This is a genomic window from Acinetobacter sp. YH12023, assembly GCF_013420135.1.
Taxonomy (GTDB): Bacteria; Pseudomonadota; Gammaproteobacteria; order Pseudomonadales; family Moraxellaceae; genus Acinetobacter; species Acinetobacter amyesii.
Genome location: NZ_VOYU01000010.1, coordinates 131,159 through 154,705, shown reverse-complemented (window position 1 = coordinate 154,705; position 23,547 = coordinate 131,159). Strand labels below are relative to the sequence as shown.

Sequence of the window (23,547 nt, the reverse complement as noted above, 5' to 3'; positions counted from 1 at the left end):
GATAATCCAGAAATTATAAGAAAAGCGGATGAAAGTAAATCATGTCGAATTCTAATCTGTTAAAAAACACATCTGAACCCTCATTCTGGCGGCAATGGTTGCAATTAATGGGCTTATATAGCGCCTTAGTTTTAAGCCCAACTTTTTTGTATTTGGTGTATTTGCACGGGGCGGATGGTGCGATCATCGTTTTGTTAATGATGCTCACTTTATTTTTCCTTAGTTATTTATTGGTTTATCTGTTGATTGGATTATTGCTTCTGGGTGGTATGTCTTTTTGGCTGATAACGAAGTACCCGCAACATGTGTCAGCCGTTCAGCGCGGCATTGTAATTCTTATTGCATTGATTTGGATCATTGGCATTTCAGGTTTTGCTTTCGATTTCATTCCATACAATGTCGCACAACGCGCTTATTTTTGAGTTTTAGTCCGATATTTTTAGTCAATAAAATTAGGTCTGTCATGTGCATCACACAGTATAATAATGCTATTGCACACACAGGATAGACTCATGCTGCCTTTATATATCACGAGCGGTGAACCCGCAGGTATCGGACCTGATATTTGTTTGAGCTTAGCCAATCGAATAGATGAAAGGCCACTTGTGGTTCTTATTGATAAAGATTTGCTGCTCAAGCGTGCTCAACAGTTAAAGTTCGAAGTTGAACTGATTGACTATGTTGGGCAGGAGGAGTCGGCAGCTCTAGGTCAGCTTTATGTAGAACATGTGCCTGTGACTAAACCTGTCATCGCAGGTCAGTTAGATGTGAATAATGCAGCCTATGTGTTGGAACAATTACGTCGTTCTGCAGATTATGCGATGTCTGGCAAAAGTGTAGGTGTTGCAACTGCACCTGTGCAAAAGTCAATTATTAATGATGCCGGTATCCATTTCAGCGGACATACGGAGTTTTATCAAGAATTTGCAGGCGTTGACCGTGTCGTGATGATGCTTGCTACAAAAACGCTCCGTGTCGCATTAGCAACAACACATTTACCGCTTCGTGATGTTGCAGATGCCATTACTCAAGAACGTTTGCATCAAGTCATTGATATTTTAATTCATGATTTAAAAACCAAATTTAAAAAAGATCATCCGCATATTTTGGTGTGCGGTCTAAACCCACATGCGGGTGAAGATGGCTATTTGGGCATGGAGGAGATTGAAGTGATCAATCCGGTGCTAGAGCGTTATCGTGCTCAAGGGGTGAATATGAGCCTGAGCTTACCTGCTGATACCTTATTTACCCCTGAAAATTTAAAAGATGCGGATGCGGTTTTGGCGATGTATCACGATCAGGGCTTGCCTGTGTTAAAGTCGCAGGGCTTTGGCGAAGCCATCAATATCACTTTGGGCTTGCCGTTTATTCGGACTTCAGTGGATCACGGCACAGCACTGTCACTGGCTGGAACCGGTCTTGCTAAAAGTTCGAGTTTACAGGTGGCGGTTGATTTGGCTTTAGAATTAGCACGTGCGAAAAATAACGAAAATTAATAATAAGGGTTTGAATTTTATATGAATAATAGAAAAAAATTATCAAAAACAAAACAGGAAAATAACAAGATGCTTGGGGCGAAATCGAACATTCGCCCATTTTTTGGGATTGTGTTAGCGTTGATGCTGTCAGCATGTTCAACGCTTGCTACAGATCATCATTTTTGTGAATTAAAAGTATTATCGCTGCAAATTCCAAAACAGACGGAAGGATTTATACGTTTTGCATTACCGGGTGCTGTGGATGGCTTTAAACATAATCAGCAAAAATTTAATCAAGCGCTGACCGCGGTGCATAAAAAATATGCGAATCGTGATGGTGCTGATAAAATGCTTCAAGATGGACAGGCAATCAATGCTAATATTGATCTGCTTGTACAGCATCAAAATAGCCTGAGTGCGCTATATGAATATCAACTTCTTGTAAGTGAAACCATTCCGGGTATTCAAGCTGAATATAACATTCTGGCTGATATGATGGCTAGAGCAAACAATTCAGCTATTCAAGCAATGATTGCCAAAAATCAAGTCTATATTGCGGGACGAATGTTGAGTTCTTTGCTGAAGTTAACTGATGTGAATTCTATTCATCCAGACGATTTAGATGACTTTTTAGCAGATTTTGAAACTTTCAATAATTTTTTGAAGGCTCAACTGAATGGTAATCCCGAACTCGGTGTAGAGCGCGTAAACAATGCTGAAATGCGTGAAAGTTTGCTCTCCATTCAGGCTGAAACTGAAGAAATGATGAAATCTGAAACAATGGCTTTGTTGAAACAAAGAGAGCCATTGCTCAGTGTAATTAAAGCGGCTCGGGATAATATGACCAAGTCCGAAGAAATTTTTGCTCGCTTGAGTGAATTTGAATCAAGTCAGTAATCGTTGTAATAAACCTATGCGGAGAATTTTATGTATCAAATTAATGCCCTAAACCCAAAAGATGAAGGGCATCACACGCGTAAGCGGTTTGGACAGAATTTCTTACATGATCAACGTGTTATTGCTAAAATTGTACGTTCGGTAAATCCGCGTACTGGTGACAATATTGTCGAAATTGGTCCCGGTCTTGCTGCGCTTACATCGCCTTTAATTGGTGAATGTGATGCTCTAACTGTGGTTGAGCTGGACCGTGACTTAGCTGCAGGTTTGCCGGGCCGTGTGCCGCATCCTGAGCGCTTGACCATTGTTGAAACCGACGCGCTGAAATATGACTTTACCGAGCTGTTTGCCGAAGGCCGTCCTCTGCGCGTGGTTGGCAACTTGCCGTATAACATCTCGACTCCGCTGCTGTTTCATCTCTTGGAGTTTGGCGACAAAGTCAAAGACATGCACTTCATGCTGCAAAAAGAAGTCGTGGACCGTATTACCGCTTCACCGAATACTAAAGAATACGGCCGTTTATCGGTGATGATCCAATACTTCTGTAAACCGACGTTTTTATTTGAAGTGCCGCCGGGTTCGTTTAATCCGCCGCCAAAAGTCACCTCTGCGGTATTCCGTTTAGAGCCTTATGCCGTTAAACCGATTGTGGCGAAAAATGAAAAAGCGCTTGCGCGTTTGGTTTCACATGTCTTTACTCAACGCCGTAAGACGTTACGCAACAGCTTAAAAGGCATGTTGGTTGAAGATGGTTTTGAAAATGCAGGGGTTGATCCAATGGCGCGTCCTGAAACCCTAACACTTGCAGAATTTGTCGCATTAGCAGATCAAATGGTGGCTTAAATAATGATGACTCGCAATATTCGCTATAACTATGTCATTGGTGATGTTCAAGGCTGTTTTGAAGCATTAAAAGCTTTACTGAAAGAGATCAAGTTTGATGCAGACCAAGATTTTATATGGTTTGCCGGTGATCTCGTCGCACGGGGTGAAAACTCGGTAGGCGCTTTGCGGTTCATCAAAAAATTAGTGGATAGTGAAGTTGCGGCGACGGTACTGGGCAATCATGATCTGACTTTGCTGGCATGCGCTCGCGGTATTAAGGATATCAATCCTAAAGACAATATCGATGATGTGATTCACGCTTTAGAAAGTGATGATTTGATTGATTGGTTACGCAAGCAGCCGCTGTGTCTATTTCCGAATGAGCAAACCATTTTGACTCATGCGGGTATTCCTTTGAATTGGACTGCGCAGCAAACCGCTGATTTGGCAAAAGAAGTGGAAGCGGTGATTGGTCATGACGACTTTGATGTGGTCGATGCGTTTCTTCAAGTGATGTACGGTAAAGAGCCGAACCTATGGTCGGATGATTTGTCTGGTCATGCGCGCTTACGCTGTATTACTAACTATTTGACCCGCATGCGCTTAACCGATGCAGAAGGTCGTTTAGAGTTCAGTTTTAAGGATTCACTCGATGACCCTATGCCGAAGGGTTTTCAGCCATGGTTTGAGTATGAGTCACAGGCAGCGCAAAGCCATCAAATTTTGTTTGGTCATTGGGCGGCTTTGCAAGGAAAAAGCATTTCAGCAAAAATCCAAAATGTGGATGGCGGATGTGTCTGGGGCAATCAGTTGATGGCCTATCGTTTAGAAGATCAGCACATGTTTGCGGTCGATAATCCAGTGATGTAAGTATTTAAAAATAAAAAAGCCACATCGATGTGGCCTTTTTTTATTGATCCGTATGAATTAATCAACGCGAATCCATGTTTGGTTACGGCCAAGTACTGAAACACCGATACTTGCACGTAAAGTGAGACGTTTCCCCGTGCTATTCAAACGAATTTTTGCATCGTAAAGTTTACCTGCCAATGGGTCGATAACACGGCCTTTTTCATAATTATTGGTGTCATTTACTTGTTTTAAACCTTTAATAATCTCCATACCGAGAATTGGTTGGTTGGTATAAGGTGCTGGGCACTTATTACAGTTTTTTTGCGGTGTATAGCCCGGACGTGGCGTAATTTTAATAATTTTACCGGTATAGGTATTATTGGATTCTTTGTGAATCGAAATAATCGCTTTGGCCGCTCCTGTTTTATCGTCAATTTGTTGCCACGTGCCAGTAATGTCATTTGCAAATGCGACATTCATCAAACCGAATGTGCATAGGCTGAATAATATTTTTTTAAACATAATCGCTTTTCCCCTAGAAGCGTGATTTATGAGCACGTATGTTAGAAAGTTTACGAGAATAGTCAACTTTATTTTTAAAATAATTTGAATACCTTAGGCATAAAAAAACCGCCATGGCGGCGGTTTTTATGACACTAAGCTTATTCTTGGCGAATCCAAGTTTGACTACGACCAAGTGCTGATACACCCATATAGCCACGTAGCGTAAGACGTTTTCCACTGGCATTTAAGCGAACTTTTGTGTCGTAAATTTTGCCAGAAAGTGGGTCAATAATACGGCCTTTGTCGTAATTATTGGTCCCTTCAACATGTTTTAAACCAGTTAACACATCAAGGCCTAAAATCGGTTTGTTTTTATAAGGTGCAGGGCAGTTTACGCAGGTGTCACGTGGCGTATAACCCGGACGCGGCGTCACTTTAATGATTTTACCCACGAATGTTCCATTACTTTCTTTACGGATTTCAATAATGGCTTTTTGTGAACCTGTTTTATCATCAATTTGTTGCCAAGTCCCTGAAAGGTCTTGAGCAAAAGCTGAACCACTCATTACAGCAGCTAAGAATAAGAGGCTCACTTTTAATTTTTTCATCAGATATTCCCTGTAGGTGGTTCACCTATATCAAATCAATTTACTGAATAAATTTAAAATTTATTCAACGCGAATCCATGTCTGTGTACGACCAATCGCGGAAATCCCCAGATATCCACGTAAATGTAAGCGCTTACCATTGGCAGAAATTTTGCCTTTTAAGCTGTAAATTTTGCCTGCTAAAGGATCAATAATTTTTCCTTGAGAGTAGGTATTTTCACTTTCAAGTTTCAGCCCCTTAAATACATCCATCCCTAAAATAGGCTGGTTGGTATAAGGTGCAGGGCAATTCACACATTTTTCCTTTGGTGTATAACCCGGACGTGGCGTCACTTTGACAATTTTTCCGGTATAGGTGTCTTTGGCATCTTTTCGAATTTCGATCAGTGCTTTAGGCGAACCGGTTTTATCGTCAATTTGTTGCCAAGTCCCTGTAAGATCTTGAGCATAAAGTGCAGAGCTTGTTACTACAGCACCGAATAATGCAGCCCATTTCAAACTTTTTCCGATCATATTAATAATCCTTTATCAATACACTTTGTGAGGGTTTATTGATCATACTAGGTAATATTTAAACTTAGAGCAACTACTCTAAGCATAAATATTTACATTTTATTCGGGAAAGTTGACATGTTGCACAAAAGTGCCTTTACCAAAAATGTAACATCCACAGCACATCATTCAATGTGTTGTGGTGTACCCTAGAATTTATATTAAGTTTATTTTTTATACGAAACAATCATTTAAAAGTGATTGCTCAGTCACATATTTTGTAGATAGAGTATGAAAGTTGGCAACCAGATTGCTGTGAATACTGCATTTACCGCCATGCCAAATGCCGCATAGCGCCCAGCAATGCTGCCGCGCTGCCAAGCTTGAGCTGTGCCAATCGCATGTGCAGCAAGTCCTAAGGCGAGTCCTGATGCACGTTCATCATGAATATTTTTAAGTATGATGGGTGAAAATGCTGCACCAATCACCCCTGATAAAATCACAATCAAAATCACCAAAGGAATCGGGGAATGCAACAGCGTGGCAATGTTGATGGCAATAGGGGTGGTCACTGCCCGTGTAGCAAAAGCCATAATGGTTGGATCTGACAAATGCAGCAAATAAGCCAGCCCCATAGGGAGGGCAACGGCACTGATACTGGCAAAGACTAAAATCCCGCCCACGGCTTTTAATGGCAAGTCATCGTAGCGCATCGCTGCTAAAGGAATGGCCAAGGCCACTGTGACATAGCCGAGTAAGTTATTGAACAGTGGATTGACCTGTGCCATATAACTTTCATAGGAAATGCCAAAAAGATAGAGCATACCAATGACGAAAAACATCCCAATCACAATCACGGGGATTTGCGGTAATTTTTTATTAATAGGTTTTGCGACAAGATAGGCGATCAGGGTAATGATGAATCCAGAGATGATTGAAAGCATGTTGATTCTCCTATAGCCATTTCTTAGACATTTTTGCGTAGACCCACAGCGGTATGAGGGTGCTGACAAAGAGAACAATCAAAAACATCGGAATTTCATCGCCTAAATGCATCATCATTAGCAATGAGCCTGCACTAATAGGTAGGAAGGCAAAGGCACTTTCTTTCATAATCTTATTATTGGTATCGACCAAACTGGCTGGAATTTTGTTGAATTTTCTCCAAAATGAAAGCACCATCAGTAAGCTAATCAGACCGACTAGATTGCCTAATTCTGGGTGATTGAATTGCTTCATGACCCAGACCGCGCCTTCACGGAAAATAATAATTAATGCAATAGTGCCTATCCAGGCTTTCCAATCGATGCGCTTGATCCAGTCCATTTTTGTCTTTCGTTAAAATTATACTAATCAAGTTTTAACCGATTTAGTCTTTAATTTCAAATTCTTCAAGTGGACGTTGAAATTGTTGCGCACGCGTTCCCAAAATTTCTTCGATGGGTAAATGCGCCTGTTTAATCAGTTGTTCTAACTTATGCGGGGCGATGATGACATGCAAAATTAAGTTGCCTTGTTCATCATAACTTTCATTTTGGATCACATTGAGCGCATACAGTTGTGTTCTTAATTTGCCATAAGCTGGTTTTAGATGGACTTCAAAGCTTTGAATCTGTCCCATCAAGCATTCTTGAACCGCTTGGCGTAATAAGGGAAGACCTTTACCACTATGTGCTGAGACATAGACACGTTCCGGCTGATGTGGCTTACCATAGATGATTTTAGGATCTTCGCCACTGACATCAATTTTGTTATAGACGCGCAGAATCGGAACATCGACACCAATTTCTTTCAGTACTTTTTCGACAGCCTCGATTTGTTCCATCATGTCAGGACTGCTGGAGTCAATGACATGTAACAATAAGGTCGCCTCTAACGTTTCTTCTAAGGTGGCTTTAAACGACTCGACCAGTGAGTGCGATAAATTACGCACAAAACCTACAGTATCTGCGAGAACTAAGTTGCCGATACCATCCCAATGTAGACGGCGTAAAGTTGGGTCAAGTGTCGCAAAAAGTTGGTCTGCTGCATAGACATCACTTTTTGCTAAATTATTAAATAAGGTCGATTTACCAGCATTGGTATAACCCACCAATGACACGGTTGGAACAGCAGCTTTTTGACGTGCCACACGACCTTGCATACGTGTTTGGCGGACTTTCTCAAGTTTCGCTTTGAGTTGTCCCATACGGAGCTTGAGTAGACGACGGTCAGTTTCCAGCAGCGTTTCACCCGGTCCACGTAGGCCGATCCCACCTTTTTGGCTATCGAGATCGCCACGACTACGAATCAGCCGTGAAGCCATATGTTGTAATTGAGCCAACTCAACTTGCAATTTACCTTCATAGGTACGTGCGCGTTGGGCAAAAATATCTAAAATTAATTCTGTACGATCGACCACACGACAACGCATGATGCGTTCAAGATTACGTGCTTGGGCAGGGGTGAGAGCATGGTCAAAGATGACCAATTCGGCTTCATATTCTGCGACTACTTCTGCAATTTCTTCAGCTTTCCCTGAGCCGATAAATATTTTGGCATCAGGCTTAATACGCTGAGCATGCACATGTTGCAGAATATTGGCACCTGCAGATTGAGCAAGTAAGTGGAATTCTTCGGCATCAAGGTCTGCAAGCATTTGTACTGCCACACTGACTAAAATTACGCGTTCACCGCTCGCTTGATGTTGATTTAAATTTTCCACTCAGCACACACTCCTGTTTAAAGATTCATTTTAGGCGAAAATGCAGTGCGAGGGTTAATCTAAGTGAGGGATTAATGGCTAAGTTCTGTATGTTGTGCTATTCAATTAGAGAAAGCTTCGAAAGCTCAGCGCCAATAAGAAAAGCACACTCACATATATCAATGAAAAACCAGCAATGGCTTTTAACGCTTGCCATGAAGAAATAGGGGGATTGTCTGAATATGAATGATTCATAATTTTAACCTTTAAAACCGATATAAAAATAATATTTGATTTTTAAAAACGATTAAAATGGGAAAATATTATCTTCGACTTCGGTTTTTATGATCAATGCAAAAAAACTGTCTTCGGTATATGATGATGAAAATTTACGCCAAATTGTGGCACCGTGTCCTTTTAGTGAACCGTTTATGAATCAACCTCAAATCGTCAATACACCGCAAATTAATGTGTTTTCAAAATTTTATTTGTATTGTAAAAAAGTCGGTGCAGCAGCTGTTGCCGTGACGCAGGGTTTTTATTTGGTTTATCGTCATCAATTGTATAAAGACCCGAATAACCCGCAAAATACCCGCTATGTGCAGTATTTTTGTCGCAAGTTATGCAAAGTATTTAATCTTGAAGTCAAAGTGCATGGCGAAATTCCACGTCAACCAGCCCTTTGGGTAAGTAATCATATTTCATGGTTAGATGTGGCAGTTTTGGGTTCTGGCGCACGTGTTTTCTTTTTGGCGAAAGCTGAGATTGAAAAATGGCCAGTGCTGGGTAATTTGGCGAAAGGCGGTGGCACCTTATTTATTAAGCGTGGCTCTGGCGACTCGATTAAAATTAAAGAACAAATTACGGGCTTCTTAAAACAAGATACGCCGGTACTCTTTTTCCCAGAAGCCACCACTTCAGATGGCAGCAAAATTAAAAAAATTCATGGTCGTATTTTAGGTGCGGCAATTGAAGCCGAACGTCCAGTCCAAATTTGCTTAATTTGCTATGTGAATCAGGACGGTGAACTCGATAATATTGCGCCCTACGTCGGAGACATTAGCTTTGATCGACATGTCAAAAATGTCTTAGAAATGCCGAATGTCACTGCGCATCTCATGACATTGCCCGCAATTGATTCGGCAGGTCATACTGTTGACAGTCTGACACAAGAAGTGCAGCAAAAAATGAATCAGGGATTGGCAGAGCTTCAAGCCAAAGTCCTTAAAGCGCCAGTTCCAGTTGAAGCTAAATAATTTAATGATACAGGCTGCAAGGGGATGCCTTTGCAGCATAATCCTTACATAAAGCCTTCGAGCGGCAACCAAGAGATAAATTTCACTCCTGCTTTTTGCCACCACTTGATTTTCGGTTCACGTGGATAAATACGCGTTTGACCATTTGACAACTTAATTTTCCAATTGATTTGTTGGTCTGCATTGAGCACCAACTTATAGGCATATTTACTCAAATTTTCATCCATGGTGTAGTGGACTGCTTTGGCTAAGCGTGGGCTATTCAGTAATACCCCAATTTCAGTATTTAAATATGCTGAACGTGGATCAAAGTTAAATGAGCCGATAAAGACTTGTTTTTCATCAATTGCCATCAGTTTGGCATGCAGGCTTGAACGGCTTAAACCTTTTAGACTAACTTTAGATTTTTCCGCCAACTCTTTGGTATTGGTGTTGAGGTTTTCTGCATCAGGTCTAGAGAGAAATTCATAGAGTTGAACGTCGTGTTCCAAGAGATCTTGACGATATTTGCTATAAAAAGCATGAACCAATGGTACGTCATTGGCCTGGAATGAGTTGGTCAAGACTCTGACTTTTACGCCATCTGCACGAAGGTTTTTTAGGCGTTCAGCCCCTTTTTTTTCTGGGACAAAGTAGGCTGAAACGATATCGACACTTTGTTCAGGTTTATCTAAACGGTTGAGGAGCTGAAAGTTGAGGTGCTCTTCTTTTTTGGCTTTAGATTTGATTTTGCTCGGGGAGTCTTTGACTACTTCGGCTTTGACCCAGTCAAATTGGATTTTATTATTGAGCCAGTCATCAAAGGCATGTGAACGGTTAGCTAAGTCCAAATAATTGACTACAGTGGCTTCTTGGTTATAGTCATCGAGTTGTTGTTTGAGACTGTCAAAGCGCAAGCTATAGTGGCGTGGATTGACCAATTGGCGTACTGGAAAGGCATAGTCATCATTCCAATATTCGTCAAAAGAATGAATGATTTCATCGGATGCCGCACCGACCAACATGACGTCGACATCGGAAAATTGATAATTATCACTGACGTTATAGTATTGGTTACTCATATTGCGACCACCAATCAGAGCAATTTGATTGTCTGCAATAAAGCTTTTGTTGTGCATACGACGGTTTATGCGTTTTAGATCCAGCACCATATCGACAGGGCGGAAATGTCGGAAGCGGTATGGGTTATACAGTTTGACATCAATATTAGCATGTTGGTCGAGTGCCATATAAATGCCTTCCATTTTTTTTGCATTATTGTCATCGACCAATAAACGAATTTTCACCCCACGATCTGCAGCTTTGATCATGGCATGTAGGGCCAAAGCACCAATTTTGTCGTTATCCCAAATATAGTATTGTAGATCTAAACTTTTTTCGGCCTTATTGATTAGCTCGATTCGAGCTGCTAAGGCTTCTAATGGGTCATAAAGTACGTGGTAACCAGTTAAATTAGGATTTTGTTCACGTAGCGGCAGCACAATTTTAGCAAGGCTAGTATCGTCTGTCGGGGTATTAAAAGCATATTCCACAGGTTGAGTTTGCTGTTTAGGCAAGGTACTACATGCAGATAAAGTCAAAACAAGGCTACAACTCAGCAAAACCGCCTTAGTGTGGTTGTGTATGAAGGGCAAATTTTGCTGTTTCGGTGTAGCTGAGTTCATACTGTTAGACATACTAAAAAATTTGATTTGAGTATAAGTGTCAGCTGTGAAAAGATAAATATAGTGATCGAGTTTTCTCGTTAGGCAAATTGTAGAGCAAATGTATGTGGGAATTAGATTCCGTAGTGATGTATTTTTATATCGGGTTGGCTGTGCTGGGCGTTTGGGCAATATCCCAAGCTTGGTTAAGCCAGTCACGCACGGAAACGATTCATCCGTTTAAAGCCTTCGTACATTTGTTGGCATTTTATCTCTCGTATTTACTTATCCCTTTATTCTTCTTTAGCTTTTATGCAGGCTGGAGTGGCTATTATTCACTACATGAAGCGATTTTTGTCGGTGCTGTTACGGGGCTTTTGTGCTATGCCCGATTTATCGAGCCGCACATGATTCAGGTGAAAAAATGTCAATATCAATTGCATGAAACACGACAGTTATTAAAGCCTGTACGCATTGCTTTAATTGGTGATTTACACATTGGTTTATTTTCAGGTCATGAACGTCAGTTAAAAATGATCGTCGATAAAATCAATGCGCAAAATCCTGATTTGGTCGTGGTTGCAGGGGATTGGACTTATGAACCTGAAAATAAGTTGGCTGAAGAACTGGCTGTACTGAAAAAAATTATTGCTCCGATTTATTCGGTGAATGGTAATCATGATGAGCAATATCCCGGTCCGCCTATTCAAGCGCTGTTAAAACATGCATTAGAAAGTAATCATGTGGTGGATATCGAAGGGCAAGTGGTGGAGTTTAATGAGTTTCGTTTATTAGGTGTTGGGGATTTGTGGGCAGGTAAAGCCGATATGCGCTATTTGCCAGAATTGCCACAAGATAAGCCTTGGATCATTTTGTCGCATAATCCAGATACCGTTGATATGGTACCTAAACTGCCAGGACGACCATTGATGTTGTCGGGTCATACGCATGGTGGACAAGTGGAATTGCCATGGTTGACCGATTATGTAATGAAAAAAGTGTCGATTTTAGGTCATAAAAAAGGGCTATATCAGCATGACAATGCAGACGTCTTTGTCACTGTTGGTACGGGCATGGTTGGGGTACCTTTCCGTTTTCTTGTGCCACCGACCATTGATATTATCGAGTTGGTTTAATCAAAAACTACCGTTCATTATTGCTAAACGGTTTGGTGAATGTTCTTCTTGATGTAGAGCTACAGGCCTTGTTTGGTTAATAAAATTGAATCGTGCCATTCATTTGCTGTTTGAAATTAAGTGAATGACCGTGTATTGGAACAGATGATGTGTATTGCTCAGTTGGATCTAAGCTGCATTCATGAATAAAATCGAAATGATGTCAACTATAGAGTAGCTAATCAGGTCATTGACTCAATTTGAGACATAAAAAAGCCAGCAATAGGTGCTGGCTTTTTTATTATGTGCAGATTAAACCTGATTATTCACATCATCATTTTTAGTTTCGCGAATCATTAAGAACGCGATCAATGAAAGGATTGATGCCGCAGTTAGGTAGTAACCTACTGCATATAAACCATAGCCAGTTGCAAGTTTAGTTGCGATCAATGGCGCGAAAGATGCACCAAAAATACCAGCCATGTTAAAGGTTAAAGCTGAACCTGTGTAACGTACAGACGTTGGGAAGATTTCAGACAATACCGTACCAATTGGACCATAGGTTAAACCCATGATCGCAAGACCGATACATAGGAATAAGAACACCATCGCAGTACTGCCAGACTCAAGCATGCTTGAGAAGACTAAGCCAAACAATGCAGATACAACACATACCGCAATCGAAGTCGTTTTACGACCAAATTTTTCAGCAAATACAGCAGAAAGTGGAATGAAGGCAGCGAAACAAAGTGTGGCAACCAGTTGAAGTTTTAAAAATTCTTCACGTGTGTAACCAAGCTGGGTTGTACCCCATTGTAAAGCGAATACTGTGGTTAAGTAGAACACAACGAATGTACAAATCGCGGCAATCGTACCGAGAATTAACATCCCCCAGTGCTTAGTGATCACTTCTTTGAACGGAATATTTACTTCTTTTTGCTTATCCAAAACTTTTTGGAACGCTGGTGTTTCATGTAATTTTAAACGAATCCACAGACCAACAATAACCAATAGCGCACTTGCAATGAATGGAATACGCCAGCCCCATTGCATAAACTCAGCTTCAGACATGAAGTGACCTAAGGTCAAGAATGAGCCTGTTGCAAGAATAAAGCCGATTGGCGCGCCCAATTGAGGGAACATACCATACCAAGCACGTTTGCCTTCTGGCGCATTTTCAGTTGCAAGCAGCACGGCACCTGACCATTCACCACCTAAACCAAGACCTTGACCTAAGCGACAAAGTGCAAGCATGAGCGGAGCAGCGATACCAATTTGAGCATAGGTTGGAAGCAAGCCGATACATACTGTAGAAATCCCCATGGTGAGGAGAGCAGCAACTAATGTGGCTTTACGACCGATACGGTCACCTAAATGGCCAAAGAATGTTGCACCAATCGGGCGAGCAATAAAGGCAATCGCAAACGTTGCTAAAGATTGAATTGTTGCGGTTGTTGGATCTGTACTTGCAGGGAAGAACAGATGCGGGAAGATAATTACAGCCGCAGTTGCATAGATGTAGAAATCGAAGAATTCGATTGTGGTACCTACAAGACTTGCTGTAAGTACGCGGAATTTTGAATTTGTTGGTTGCTGTTCAGTGGCAGCAGCACTTGAAGACGCCATGGTGGACCTTACACTTACTAAAAATAATTGAACTTAGTTTTAAAAGCGTAATCTTTTTAAAAAAGGCGTAATTTCTTAAAAAAATACGAAATACCAACTTACGGACTGCGGAATTAGGGTCACTAAAGAATGCAGTGTCAGTGGGTTATATCACGTAGAGATAAATCGACAGGAAATGTGATCCTGCACCTATCAATACAAAAATATGCCAGATAGCGTGTGTATATCTTACCTTTTTTAAGGCATAAAACAATGCACCGATTGTATAAGATAGCCCGCCAATGATCAGGTAGGTTAAAGCTTGATCAGATAAAAAGCGTTGCATATCATCCATTACCAGTACTGCAAGCCATCCCATCACCAAATAAGCAATCAACGAAATCTTTTGAAAACGATGAATGAAAATTAATTTGAATAGTGTTCCAATAGCGGCAATAACCCACAGTGCAATGAGTAAATAATGCGCTTTTGCGGTAGGTAGTGCGATTGCCAGAAACGGGGTATAAGTGCCTGCAATTAAATAATAGATTGCGGTATGGTCGAGTTTTTTGTACCAACCACGGCGCTCAGGAGATTCTGCGAAGTGATATAGACTCGATGCTGAAAACAATAACAGCATACTGAATGCATACACCCAAAGTGCAAGCCATTTTCCAGTTGGAAGATATGATCCTTTTAAAATCAGTAGGATACCTGCGATGGCCGACAACGCTGCACCGAAAGCATGGGTATAGAAATTCAGTCTTTCTTCAGCTGGGTCATAAGCTAAAAGATGGGGAGGATTCATAACGTATCTTTTATAATAATTTAAATATACATATGTATAGTAATTTAATTTTGCTTTTGGTGTAAGAAGATTTAAAATTGTTTTGCAAATTTATCTAGGTTTATATTATGTCATCTTTGGCTTCTCCCTCTACGCAAGAGCAGCAATTTTTAGCAGCCTTTCTGCAAGCCATTGAAACACAGCGTTTTGATCGCATGATTTTGAGTCAGTATAAAGGTGAATTAGACCAATTAGAAAAAATGACCTTGCGAGTCATTTCGCTGCAAGGTGAGTCATTTCTCAGTTGTTTATATCGTTATAAAACCCAAGACATCACCAAAAACTATCCAATGGCAGCTGCATATCAACAAGTCGAAAGTTTATTGAGTTGTTGTAAGCAAGCCAACCTGATGACCTTAGATGAAGAAATTCAGCTTAAGAAAAATAAAAAGAAAGCCATGCTAAGCATCAGCAAAAAGCAGCCAGCCTTAGGGAAAAATCCTATGGAGCAGCAAGGACATGATCGAGCGAAACACCGCTATGTCGATCAAAACAGTTATTTCTTACAGCCACTCGGTATTACGGATGCAAAAGCACAAATTATTCCGAGCATGGCACGTAAATGGAAACAAATTAATAAATTTGTAGAAATTTTTTCAGGCGCTTTAAGCCAGATCAAAGAGACCGATCAATCTCTAAATGTCGTGGATTTTGGTTCAGGTAAAGGCTATCTGACTTTTGCATTATATGATTATTTAGCAAAACACCAACAAGTGCCTAAAGTGACAGGGGTTGAGCTGAACCCGAAAATGGTGGAATTTTGCCAAAGCGTTGCGCAGCAGTCGAATTTTAGCCAACTGGATTTTTTCCAAGGCGATGTTCGTACGTATGCGCCTGAGCGCTTAGATGTCATGATTGCGCTGCACGCCTGTGATGTGGCAACGGACTTTGCGATTCATACCGGTATTCGATTAAATGCGCAAATGATCATGTGTGCGCCGTGTTGTCATAAAGAACTGCGTCCGCAATTGAAAGCGCCACAAGTACTTGCACCGATGTTGCAATTTGGCATTCATGCCGGCCAGCAAGCAGAGATGCTCACTGACACGATTCGTGCACTTTTATTGAAAGCATATGGTTATGAAACCAAAGTTTTCGAATTTGTGGCACTTGAGCATACCAGTAAAAATAAAATGATCTTGGCAACCAAACGTGCAGATTATGTCGAACCTGATCAAGCGGTATTGGCACAGATTCAAGCTTTAAAGCAGATGTATGGTATTCAAAAGCATTCGTTAGAATTATTGTTGAATGATCAATGGGACCAGCAAGATATTGGCTGTAAATGCTAAAGGATGAAGGGATGCAGCAGTTAAATATTCAATTTGGTCCGTGGGAGCAACTGGCATCTGCAGCTCGGCCGATACGTGAACAGGTCTTTATTTTAGAACAGCAGATATCGCCCGAAGATGAATGGGATGCAGAAGATGCGATTTCACTGCATTTTATTGTTCATGATGGGATGAAAGCCGTTGCAACTGCACGTTTGTTGAAAAATAACAGTATAGGTCGTGTTGCTGTTTTAAAGGCCTATCGCGGTCAGGGTATTGGTAAAATCTTGATGCAAGCTATCATCGAACAAGCGAAATTAGAGCAACGTGAATATTTAAAACTATCATCACAAGTGCATGCTATACCGTTTTATGCAGCTTTAGGTTTTGTTGTTGAAGGTGATGAATATTTAGATTGTGGTATTCCGCATCAAGATATGTACATGGCTTTGGCTTAAATACGTAAAATTGGACAGCTATAAATAAAAAAACGCTTAATATTTTAAGCGTTTTTTTATTTAGATGAGGTCAAAGCTTAGTGACCATGATCATTCGATGCAGTAGGTTCAGGGCTCATGTCATTCATATGTGCATGTTGTTCTTCAGTCATATGCATATCTGCTGCAGTCGGCGCAGAAGCTTCACGAGCTGCTTGATCAGCTTGCGCCTTTTTCAAGGCTTCTTCTGACATCACAGGGGCATTTTTAAATGCATGCTGTTGAGTATTGTCTTTTTTCTGTTGGCTCGGCATATAGTCTGGTTCATTGGTCACAGCAAGCCAGAAAATACCCATGAATAGCGCACCTAAAATACAGAAGATAATCAGTGCCTTCCAGCCCCACGGTGATTTTTCAGGAGAAGTATGATCAGTCATAACAAGCTACTCAATCGGATAAAAAGAAATCAAAAAACTTGTTACTTTATAACATAAAACAGATGAGAGTTCGCGTAAAATCTAGACTTGTTTGCAAACACGCGAATGCGAAGGAAAAATAAAAGGAGCCGAAGCTCCTTTTGATGTGATTGAACAGCAAAATTTGCATGCTCAAAATGAATAATTAAATCTGCTCAGCTTTCGCCACTTTGTCTTTCAGTAATTTCGGTGCTTTGAAGCGTTCGCCATATTTTGCTTCTAGTGTATTGGCACGTAATAGCGCTTTTTCCAAACCATATTGGTTTAAAAATTGAAGTGCACCACCTGTCCAAGGGGCAAAACCAATCCCGAAGATTGATCCGACATTGCCATCAACAGTCGATTCCAAAACACCTTCTTCTAGGCAGCGTAAGGTATCGAGTGACTGTACAAACAGGAAGCGGTCAATCATTTCCTGTTCAGAAATAGCATTATCTTTCTGCCATTTGCTCAAGCCATCCCAGAGGTGCTTTTTACCGCCTTCAGGGTATTCATAAAAACCTGCGCCGGCAGCTTTGCCTTTACGTCCGAACTCATGAATCATCGTTTGAATCACCTCATCCGCACCTGAACGTGGTAGGTCTTTGCCTTCAGCTTGTAGGGCTTTACGGGCCTCAGAAGCAACATGCTCAGACAACGTTAAAGACACTTCATCTTGAATCGCCAATGGGCCTACAGGCATGCCGGCTTTTAGTGCAGCCATTTCAATGCGGGCAGGGTGTACGCCTTCAGACAGCAGACGTAAACCTTCTTGCACAAAGGTGCCGAAGACACGGCTGGTAAAGAAACCGCGGCTGTCATTGACTACAATTGGCGTTTTACCAATTTGCTGCACATAGTCATAGGCTTTGGCTAAGGTTTCAGCTGATGTGTTTTTGCCTTTAATAATTTCCACCAACTGCATTTTGTCGACAGGACTAAAGAAATGTAGACCGATAAATTTAGCTTTATCTTGAGATGCATTGGCTAAGCCTGAAATTGGCAAAGTTGAGGTATTGGATGCAAAAATACCGCCCTCTGCCAAATAGTTTTCTGTTTCTTGCGTCACTTTGGCTTTGAGTTCGACATTTTCAAACACAGCTTCAATGATCAAGTCACAGCCTTGTAGGTCGGCAGCATCTGCAGTGGCATGTATCAGGCCTAAGACTTGATCACGTTTTTCTGCACTTAAACGGCCTTGAGTTACTTTTTTATCCAGCAGTTTTTGGCTATAGGCTTTGCCTTTTTCAGCAGCTTCTACAGAGATATCTTTAAGTACAACTGCAATGCCTTTTGATGCTGTGGCATAAGCGATGCCTGCACCCATCATGCCTGCGCCTAAAATACCAACTTTGGTGGCTTGCCATTTCGCGACGTCTTTTGGACGACTTGCACCAGACTTAATAGCGTTGAGACCATGCCAGAAGGTGCCGATCATATTTTTAGAAATTTGACCGGTTGCAAGGTAAGTAAAGTAACGTGATTCAATCGTGAGCGCCGTATCAACATCGACCTGAGCGCCTTCAACAGCAGCCGACATAATGGCTTCAGGCGCAGGGTAACAGCCCTTGGTTTTGTCACGTAGCATAGCGGGGGCAATGGCGAGCATTTGCGCCACAGCAGGAGTCGATGGCGTACCGCCCGGAATTTTATAGCCTTTTACATCAAAGGGCTGCTGTGATTTTGGATTGGCTTTCACCCACGCAATGGCTTTGTCTATCAGGTCTTCAAGGCTATCTACAGTATCTTGAATCAGCCCCAATGATTTGGCTTTTTCGACACCAATTTGCTTGCCTTCCATTAAGAGTGGAAATGCATTTTGCAGACCCAATAAACGCACTATACGTACAATACCGCCACCGCCTGGCAGTAAGCCTAAAGTTACTTCAGGTAAGCCAAATTTTGCCTTAGCATCATTCAGTGCGATTCGATAATGACAGCCAAGAGCTAACTCCCAGCCACCGCCAAGCGCTGTACCATTTAAGGCTGCTACAACAGGAATGCCACGGGTTTCGATATAACGCAGTTTGGCTTTCATCTCTTCAATCATATTGAAGAATTCTGTCGCATGCTCAGGTGTAGCTTGAATCAGTTCGTCTAAGTCGCCGCCGGCAAAAAAGGTTTTTTTTGCGGAACGAAAAATAATCCCTGCAATATTTTCATCTGCTTGCAGTTTGTCTACCGTTTCAGCCAGTGCAGCACGGAAATCTGCATTCATGGTGTTGGCAGATTGGTTTGGAGAATCTAAAGTTAAAATGACGATATTGTCGGCATTTTTTTCAAATTGAATTGCGCTCATTTTTATTCTCCTTATACCAACTCAATAATCGTTGCGATGCCCATACCACCGCCCACACACAAGGTTGCTAAACCGCGTTTTTTACCTTGGCGTTCTAGTTCATCCATCAGGGTGCCTAAAATCATGGCGCCTGTTGCACCCAGCGGATGTCCTAATGCAATTGCACCGCCATTCACATTGACTTTGGTAGGATCAACCTTGAGTTCGGTAATAAAACGTATCACGACTGCTGCAAAAGCTTCGTTCACTTCAAATAGGTCAATATCATCAATGGTTAAGCCAGCTTTGGCTAAGGCTTTACGTGCAGCAGGTGCAGGGCCAGTCAGCATAATCGTCGGGTCTGCACCCACCAATGCAGTGGCAAGCACTTTGGCGCGCGGTTTTAGGCCTTGTTCTTTGATCGCTTTTTCAGAGGCAAGCAATACTACGGCAGCACCATCAACGATGCCCGATGAGTTCCCTGCATGGTGTACATGGTTGACTGCGCCGACTTCAGGATATTTTTGCAAGGCAATGGCATCAAAGCCCATTTGCCCCATCATGGCAAAACTTGGGTTGAGCTTGCCTAAGCCTTCTGCTGTGGTCGTTGGTTTAATAAATTCATCTTTGGCTAAAACTGTCACGCCTGCTTTGTCTTTAACAGGAACGACAGATTGGTCAAAATAACCATTGGCTTGAGCTGCTGCGGCTTTTTGTTGAGAGTTGGCTGCAAAGGCATCCACATCTGCTCGGCTGTAACCGTCAATGGTGGCAATTAAATCGGCTCCAATGCCTTGTGGAATAAAGTCACAGGCCATATTGGTTTCAGGGTCAAGCGCCCAAGGACCGCCATCTGAGCCCATCGGCACACGAGACATCGACTCTACACCGCCAGCCACCACAAGGTCTTCCCAGCCAGAGCGGACCTTTTGCGCAGCCATATTGACTGCTTCTAAACCTGAGGCGCAAAAACGGTTGATCTGAACACCTGCCACATCATTATCCCATCCGGCCGCAATCGCTGCGGTTTTGGCAATGTCCGCACCTTGGTCACCAATGGGGGTTACACAGCCCAGTACAATGTCGTCAACTGCCGCGGTGTCAAACTGATGGCGGTTTTGTAATTCGTTCAATAAACCGGTCAGTAGGCTAATCGGTTTAACGGCATGTAGTGAACCGTCTTTTTTTCCTTTGCCGCGCGGTGTGCGAATGGCATCAATGATGTAAGCCTCGCTCATAATCCTGTCCCTATGATCTATAAATTTTTATTGGTTTTTTGAGTGTACGGATTAATCAACCTAGTGCAATGATGAGAACGGGCGAGTCGTTTGATATTTTTGGTCAACGCTTGCTGCTGAATAAGATAAAAATCAACCTGCATATTGAAAGCGAGGATCGGTTAAGATCAGTTGCTATCGATTCAGTACATATTGAAGATCTGCTTATGCATAAAAATGTGAAGCGAGTGTTGAAAGGTCTGGCTTGGCTTGTTTTTGCAGGCTGCTTAGGTTTTGTATGCTTGATCGGTTTTTATATTTATATGATCTATGGGATTCATCCTTCAGATGAAGGGACGGGCGGTTTAGCCTGTGAGTATGATCGAAATGATCATGTGACCAAGGCAGAAATGTATCGGATACAGGATGGCAAACGCGTGATCACGCCCGTCGATCCATTGCTTTGTCAAAAACAACGTGCAGATTTTCCGAAATAAAAAAACCTGATCGAGATCAGGTTTTAGAGAATGCTATTTTTGAATATTGCTTAGTGATAACCATGTAATTGGCGATATAGGCCTGGTGTTACACCGGTCCACTTTTTAAAGGCACGGTGGAAAGTACTGGTTTCACTAAAACCGACTTGCTGTGCAACATCTTCAAGCGTTAAGTCTGGATTAAGCAATAAGTGAATTGCAGCATCACGACGTAAGGCATCTTTCACACCTTGGTAGCTCTTACCTTCAGCGGCTAAACGACGACGTAGTGTTTGCGGCGATAGATACAGCATTGAAGCAACATCGTTCAAGGTTGGCATTTCTTCGCCAATTTGACTCTTCAGCACATCACGGATACGAGATGTTAATGAATTGGTATTTTTAAATTTAACCAATAACTGTGCAGGAGCCGCTTTTAAGAATTCTTCAAGCGTTTCTTCGTTTTGACGAATGGGTAAATCTAAATAATCCGCTGCAAATGTAATTTCAGTTCGTGGTGTATCAAACTGCATGACAGGTGCAAAAAACAAGGCATCATATTCGTCAGCATGTTCAGGACGTTCATAACCGAAGTGAACACGCTCTAAAGGCAGACGACGTTCAATCAACCAAGAAGCGAGACCATGCCAAATCATCAGCATACTTTCTGTAATGAAATGGTCTGGGTCCATAGATTTTGGAATTTGTGGAACTAAACGTGCTTCGTGTTTATCACGTTCTAGTGTTACCGACCATTCATCACCAAACAGTTTGTAGAACTGCGAAGACAATTCAAGTGCATCACCGAGGGTTTTTGCATGAATAATCAATTGGCACATAATGGCAAAAGTACCCAAGCGGCGCGGTTGAATATCAAAACCGACGTGTTCGTCTTGAGTCACCATCCACAACATTTTAATAAAACGTGTGTATTGTTCAGGTGAAATACGCGCTTTGGGTTGGCGTAGAAGTTCAGCCTCAATGCCAACATGAGACAATAAAGTTTCGACATCCATGCCGAGACGTCTCACACCAGTTAAGGCTGCGTTGACGAAATGGATACTGATCGTATCACGACTCATGTTTAATCCTTCAGTCTCTTTAATGTTCACAAATGTTTGACCTAAATGACGCTAAAAAAAGAAATCATGGCAATTTACAACAGCGGTTTTGCCATTTTTACATGGTAAATTGCCGAAACTATCAAGGTAAATGGCTGAACATGACATTGTTTTAATCATTTTATATTTCTACCATGGATAAAAAATCTACACAATTAGAGAAAAATATCCATGGAAGCTGCTTTAAAAGGATTGAAAGTACTCGACTTTTCGACATTACTCCCAGGGCCATTTGCGACCTTGTATTTGGCTGACATGGGTGCGGAAGTTGTGCATATTGAGTCACCGACGCGTCCCGATCTAGTTCGTTTGATGCCACCTTATGCCAATGGGCAAGCCACAGCGCATAGTTATTTAAATCGCAATAAACAATCCATCACATTAGATTTAAAAGATCCGAAAAGTATTGAATTGATCAAAGCCAAAATTTCAGATTTTGATATTGTGGTAGAACAATTTCGTCCAGGTGTCATGCAACGCTTGGGTTTGGATTATGCAGTTTTGGCCGAAATTAATCCGCGACTTATTTATTGCTCGATTACGGGTTATGGTCAAACCGGACATTACAAAGACCGTGCAGGGCATGACATCAATTACTTGGCTTTATCGGGCATTTCAGGTCATAGCGGACGCCAAGATAGTGGCCCGCCACCAATAGGGATTCAAATCGCCGATGTCGCAGGCGGATCAATGCATGCGATTACTGGCATCTTAGCTGCGGTGATTGAGCGTTACCGTAGCGGTTTAGGACAATATATTGATATTTCCATGACCGATTGTGCCGTCGCATTGAACAATATGGCTGCAGCTGGCGTATTGGCTGCCAATGCGGTAACCGCAGCAGAGACGGCGTATCTGAATGGCGGAAGTTTCTATGACTATTATCGAACCCAAGATGGTCGCTATCTGTCTATAGGTGGTTTGGAGCCACAGTTTTTACATGGATTGGCGCAAATTCTAGATTTACCCGCTTTAGCAACGCAAGGCATGTCATTTGATCCGCAAGACCAGACTGAAATTAAGCATGCAATTACCCGAAAAATACTAACCAAAACATGGGCTGAGTGGAAAAAGATTTTTGCCTCTCAAGATGTCTGTGTGGAACCAGTTTTAAGTTTGGACGAAGCTCTAAATTCACAATTGGCCCAAGAGCGGCATTGGCGTGTTGAAGTTCCGCTACAAGAAGGCGACACAATGACACAAACTCAACTGGCATGCCCGATTAAGTTTTCAAGATCAGCACTGATTTATACCCATGTGGGTAAAACTTTAGGTGCAGATAGTTGGTTATGAATAGCATAAAAAAAGGTGATAAGTTGAGCAATAAAACCTTTAAAATCTCTTAATTAGATAAATATCCATATAAACATTGAGTGCTATTAACAAAAAAATAAATAAATTATACAAATGTGAGAGTATTATGTGAACTATTAACACAATTGGTATATAGGTCTCCAAATGAAAATAGCTGTGAGTAAACTTGGATC

24 protein-coding genes are annotated in these 23,547 nt (G+C 41.7%); 11 read left to right on the top strand and 13 right to left on the bottom strand.

The window, feature by feature from the left end:
- The first annotated feature begins 41 nt into the window (after positions 1-41).
- The 5 genes from FTT92_RS12205 to FTT92_RS12185 all read left to right on the top strand — a co-directional run bounded on the left by FTT92_RS12205 (position 42) and on the right by FTT92_RS12185 (position 4,070).
- Entirely contained in the window at positions 42-422 is a 381-nt protein-coding gene (locus FTT92_RS12205) for a hypothetical protein (protein ID WP_180157875.1), read from the top strand.
- A 90-nt stretch (positions 423-512) separates the two neighbouring features.
- On the top strand, positions 513-1,496 hold the full coding sequence (gene pdxA, locus FTT92_RS12200; RefSeq protein ID WP_180172237.1) for a 4-hydroxythreonine-4-phosphate dehydrogenase PdxA: 984 nt from the start codon (positions 513-515) through the stop codon (positions 1,494-1,496).
- Between the two features lie 69 nt (positions 1,497-1,565).
- Entirely contained in the window at positions 1,566-2,375 is an 810-nt protein-coding gene (locus FTT92_RS12195; protein WP_180172236.1) for a pilus assembly protein PilJ, read from the top strand.
- 30 nt (positions 2,376-2,405) lie between these two features.
- Positions 2,406-3,218 carry a 16S rRNA (adenine(1518)-N(6)/adenine(1519)-N(6))-dimethyltransferase RsmA gene (gene rsmA / locus FTT92_RS12190; protein ID WP_180024991.1) on the top strand — a complete coding sequence of 271 codons (813 nt, stop codon included), beginning with the start codon at positions 2,406-2,408 and terminating at the stop codon, positions 3,216-3,218.
- Positions 3,219-3,224: 6 nt separating this feature from the next.
- The gene (locus FTT92_RS12185; protein ID WP_180172243.1) at positions 3,225-4,070 is read left to right on the top strand and encodes a symmetrical bis(5'-nucleosyl)-tetraphosphatase; all 846 of its coding nucleotides are present in this window, start codon (positions 3,225-3,227) and stop codon (positions 4,068-4,070) included.
- Between the two features lie 57 nt (positions 4,071-4,127).
- On the opposite strand, the gene FTT92_RS12180 is transcribed toward FTT92_RS12185, so the two are convergent.
- The 6 genes from FTT92_RS12180 to hflX all read right to left on the bottom strand — a co-directional run bounded on the left by FTT92_RS12180 (position 4,128) and on the right by hflX (position 8,360).
- Complete coding sequence (locus FTT92_RS12180) at positions 4,128-4,574, bottom strand: DUF2147 domain-containing protein (protein ID WP_180172235.1); 447 nt, start codon at positions 4,572-4,574, stop codon at positions 4,128-4,130.
- Between the two features lie 140 nt (positions 4,575-4,714).
- Positions 4,715-5,164, bottom strand: a complete 450-nt coding sequence (locus FTT92_RS12175) for a DUF2147 domain-containing protein (protein WP_078190108.1) — start codon at positions 5,162-5,164, stop codon at positions 4,715-4,717.
- Between the two features lie 60 nt (positions 5,165-5,224).
- On the bottom strand, positions 5,225-5,677 hold the full coding sequence (locus FTT92_RS12170) for a DUF2147 domain-containing protein (RefSeq protein WP_180116501.1): 453 nt from the start codon (positions 5,675-5,677) through the stop codon (positions 5,225-5,227).
- Between the two features lie 248 nt (positions 5,678-5,925).
- Positions 5,926-6,600 (bottom strand): LrgB family protein, encoded by a 675-nt coding sequence (locus tag FTT92_RS12165; RefSeq protein WP_078190106.1) that lies wholly within the window; start codon positions 6,598-6,600, stop codon positions 5,926-5,928.
- Positions 6,601-6,610: 10 nt separating this feature from the next.
- A complete protein-coding gene (locus tag FTT92_RS12160; protein WP_180172234.1) occupies positions 6,611-6,982 on the bottom strand; it encodes a hypothetical protein in 372 nt (123 codons plus the stop codon).
- 43 nt (positions 6,983-7,025) lie between these two features.
- Positions 7,026-8,360, bottom strand: a complete 1,335-nt coding sequence (gene hflX, locus FTT92_RS12155) for a ribosome rescue GTPase HflX (protein WP_180172233.1) — start codon at positions 8,358-8,360, stop codon at positions 7,026-7,028.
- 410 nt (positions 8,361-8,770) lie between these two features.
- On the opposite strand from hflX, the gene FTT92_RS12150 reads away from it, so the two are divergent.
- Positions 8,771-9,595 (top strand): 1-acyl-sn-glycerol-3-phosphate acyltransferase, encoded by an 825-nt coding sequence (locus FTT92_RS12150; protein ID WP_180050341.1) that lies wholly within the window; start codon positions 8,771-8,773, stop codon positions 9,593-9,595.
- A 44-nt stretch (positions 9,596-9,639) separates the two neighbouring features.
- Here FTT92_RS12150 and FTT92_RS12145 read toward each other — a convergent pair whose 3' ends face one another.
- The gene (locus tag FTT92_RS12145) at positions 9,640-11,259 is read right to left on the bottom strand and encodes a phospholipase D family protein (RefSeq protein ID WP_228144793.1); all 1,620 of its coding nucleotides are present in this window, start codon (positions 11,257-11,259) and stop codon (positions 9,640-9,642) included.
- 104 nt (positions 11,260-11,363) lie between these two features.
- Here FTT92_RS12145 and FTT92_RS12140 point away from each other — a divergent pair, with 104 nt between their 5' ends.
- Positions 11,364-12,374, top strand: coding sequence for a metallophosphoesterase (locus FTT92_RS12140; protein WP_180011627.1), 1,011 nt, complete (start codon positions 11,364-11,366; stop codon positions 12,372-12,374).
- Between the two features lie 291 nt (positions 12,375-12,665).
- Here the strand turns inward: FTT92_RS12140 and FTT92_RS12135 are convergent, their stop codons facing one another.
- Together FTT92_RS12135 and FTT92_RS12130 are read right to left on the bottom strand one after the other, a co-directional pair.
- Positions 12,666-13,979 carry an MFS transporter gene (locus FTT92_RS12135; RefSeq protein WP_078194265.1) on the bottom strand — a complete coding sequence of 438 codons (1,314 nt, stop codon included), beginning with the start codon at positions 13,977-13,979 and terminating at the stop codon, positions 12,666-12,668.
- 145 nt (positions 13,980-14,124) lie between these two features.
- Positions 14,125-14,766 carry a hemolysin III family protein gene (locus tag FTT92_RS12130; protein ID WP_180172232.1) on the bottom strand — a complete coding sequence of 214 codons (642 nt, stop codon included), beginning with the start codon at positions 14,764-14,766 and terminating at the stop codon, positions 14,125-14,127.
- 107 nt (positions 14,767-14,873) lie between these two features.
- Between FTT92_RS12130 and FTT92_RS12125 the strand changes: the two genes are divergently transcribed.
- Both FTT92_RS12125 and FTT92_RS12120 read left to right on the top strand, forming a co-directional pair.
- Positions 14,874-16,097, top strand: a complete 1,224-nt coding sequence (locus FTT92_RS12125; protein ID WP_180172231.1) for an SAM-dependent methyltransferase — start codon at positions 14,874-14,876, stop codon at positions 16,095-16,097.
- Positions 16,098-16,108: 11 nt separating this feature from the next.
- Entirely contained in the window at positions 16,109-16,534 is a 426-nt protein-coding gene (locus FTT92_RS12120) for a GNAT family N-acetyltransferase (protein ID WP_257231701.1), read from the top strand.
- A 77-nt stretch (positions 16,535-16,611) separates the two neighbouring features.
- Here the strand turns inward: FTT92_RS12120 and FTT92_RS12115 are convergent, their stop codons facing one another.
- From FTT92_RS12115 to FTT92_RS12105, 3 genes are all read right to left on the bottom strand, one after another.
- Positions 16,612-16,950: a hypothetical protein gene (locus FTT92_RS12115; protein WP_180172229.1), complete on the bottom strand. Its 339-nt coding sequence runs from the start codon at positions 16,948-16,950 to the stop codon at positions 16,612-16,614.
- Between the two features lie 184 nt (positions 16,951-17,134).
- Positions 17,135-19,267: a 3-hydroxyacyl-CoA dehydrogenase NAD-binding domain-containing protein gene (locus FTT92_RS12110; RefSeq protein WP_180172228.1), complete on the bottom strand. Its 2,133-nt coding sequence runs from the start codon at positions 19,265-19,267 to the stop codon at positions 17,135-17,137.
- Positions 19,268-19,278: 11 nt separating this feature from the next.
- Complete coding sequence (locus FTT92_RS12105; RefSeq protein ID WP_180172227.1) at positions 19,279-20,484, bottom strand: acetyl-CoA C-acetyltransferase; 1,206 nt, start codon at positions 20,482-20,484, stop codon at positions 19,279-19,281.
- Positions 20,485-20,690: 206 nt separating this feature from the next.
- Here FTT92_RS12105 and FTT92_RS12100 point away from each other — a divergent pair, with 206 nt between their 5' ends.
- The gene (locus FTT92_RS12100) at positions 20,691-20,960 is read left to right on the top strand and encodes a hypothetical protein (RefSeq protein ID WP_180022851.1); all 270 of its coding nucleotides are present in this window, start codon (positions 20,691-20,693) and stop codon (positions 20,958-20,960) included.
- A 50-nt stretch (positions 20,961-21,010) separates the two neighbouring features.
- Here FTT92_RS12100 and FTT92_RS12095 read toward each other — a convergent pair whose 3' ends face one another.
- Entirely contained in the window at positions 21,011-22,021 is a 1,011-nt protein-coding gene (locus FTT92_RS12095; RefSeq protein WP_180005120.1) for an AraC family transcriptional regulator, read from the bottom strand.
- Between the two features lie 210 nt (positions 22,022-22,231).
- Between FTT92_RS12095 and FTT92_RS12090 the strand changes: the two genes are divergently transcribed.
- On the top strand, positions 22,232-23,353 hold the full coding sequence (locus FTT92_RS12090; protein ID WP_180172226.1) for a CaiB/BaiF CoA-transferase family protein: 1,122 nt from the start codon (positions 22,232-22,234) through the stop codon (positions 23,351-23,353).
- Positions 23,354-23,547 lie beyond the last annotated feature (194 nt).

Coding starts and splice junctions, on each gene's coding strand:
- FTT92_RS12170 (WP_180116501.1), bottom strand. CDS start 5,677: ATGATCGGAAAAAGTTTGAAATGGGCTGCATTATTCGGTGCTGTAGTA.
- FTT92_RS12175 (WP_078190108.1), bottom strand. CDS start 5,164: ATGAAAAAATTAAAAGTGAGCCTCTTATTCTTAGCTGCTGTAATGAGT.
- pdxA (WP_180172237.1), top strand. CDS start 513: ATGCTGCCTTTATATATCACGAGCGGTGAACCCGCAGGTATCGGACCT.
- FTT92_RS12180 (WP_180172235.1), bottom strand. CDS start 4,574: ATGTTTAAAAAAATATTATTCAGCCTATGCACATTCGGTTTGATGAAT.
- FTT92_RS12110 (WP_180172228.1), bottom strand. CDS start 19,267: ATGAGCGCAATTCAATTTGAAAAAAATGCCGACAATATCGTCATTTTA.
- FTT92_RS12195 (WP_180172236.1), top strand. CDS start 1,566: ATGCTTGGGGCGAAATCGAACATTCGCCCATTTTTTGGGATTGTGTTA.
- rsmA (WP_180024991.1), top strand. CDS start 2,406: ATGTATCAAATTAATGCCCTAAACCCAAAAGATGAAGGGCATCACACG.
- FTT92_RS12115 (WP_180172229.1), bottom strand. CDS start 16,950: ATGACTGATCATACTTCTCCTGAAAAATCACCGTGGGGCTGGAAGGCA.
- FTT92_RS12130 (WP_180172232.1), bottom strand. CDS start 14,766: ATGAATCCTCCCCATCTTTTAGCTTATGACCCAGCTGAAGAAAGACTG.
- FTT92_RS12205 (WP_180157875.1), top strand. CDS start 42: ATGTCGAATTCTAATCTGTTAAAAAACACATCTGAACCCTCATTCTGG.
- FTT92_RS12145 (WP_228144793.1), bottom strand. CDS start 11,259: ATGAACTCAGCTACACCGAAACAGCAAAATTTGCCCTTCATACACAAC.
- FTT92_RS12165 (WP_078190106.1), bottom strand. CDS start 6,600: ATGCTTTCAATCATCTCTGGATTCATCATTACCCTGATCGCCTATCTT.
- FTT92_RS12100 (WP_180022851.1), top strand. CDS start 20,691: ATGCATAAAAATGTGAAGCGAGTGTTGAAAGGTCTGGCTTGGCTTGTT.
- FTT92_RS12095 (WP_180005120.1), bottom strand. CDS start 22,021: ATGAGTCGTGATACGATCAGTATCCATTTCGTCAACGCAGCCTTAACT.
- FTT92_RS12120 (WP_257231701.1), top strand. CDS start 16,109: ATGCAGCAGTTAAATATTCAATTTGGTCCGTGGGAGCAACTGGCATCT.
- FTT92_RS12150 (WP_180050341.1), top strand. CDS start 8,771: ATGAATCAACCTCAAATCGTCAATACACCGCAAATTAATGTGTTTTCA.
- FTT92_RS12125 (WP_180172231.1), top strand. CDS start 14,874: ATGTCATCTTTGGCTTCTCCCTCTACGCAAGAGCAGCAATTTTTAGCA.
- FTT92_RS12090 (WP_180172226.1), top strand. CDS start 22,232: ATGGAAGCTGCTTTAAAAGGATTGAAAGTACTCGACTTTTCGACATTA.
- FTT92_RS12140 (WP_180011627.1), top strand. CDS start 11,364: ATGTGGGAATTAGATTCCGTAGTGATGTATTTTTATATCGGGTTGGCT.
- FTT92_RS12105 (WP_180172227.1), bottom strand. CDS start 20,484: ATGAGCGAGGCTTACATCATTGATGCCATTCGCACACCGCGCGGCAAA.
- FTT92_RS12185 (WP_180172243.1), top strand. CDS start 3,225: ATGACTCGCAATATTCGCTATAACTATGTCATTGGTGATGTTCAAGGC.
- FTT92_RS12160 (WP_180172234.1), bottom strand. CDS start 6,982: ATGGACTGGATCAAGCGCATCGATTGGAAAGCCTGGATAGGCACTATT.
- FTT92_RS12135 (WP_078194265.1), bottom strand. CDS start 13,979: ATGGCGTCTTCAAGTGCTGCTGCCACTGAACAGCAACCAACAAATTCA.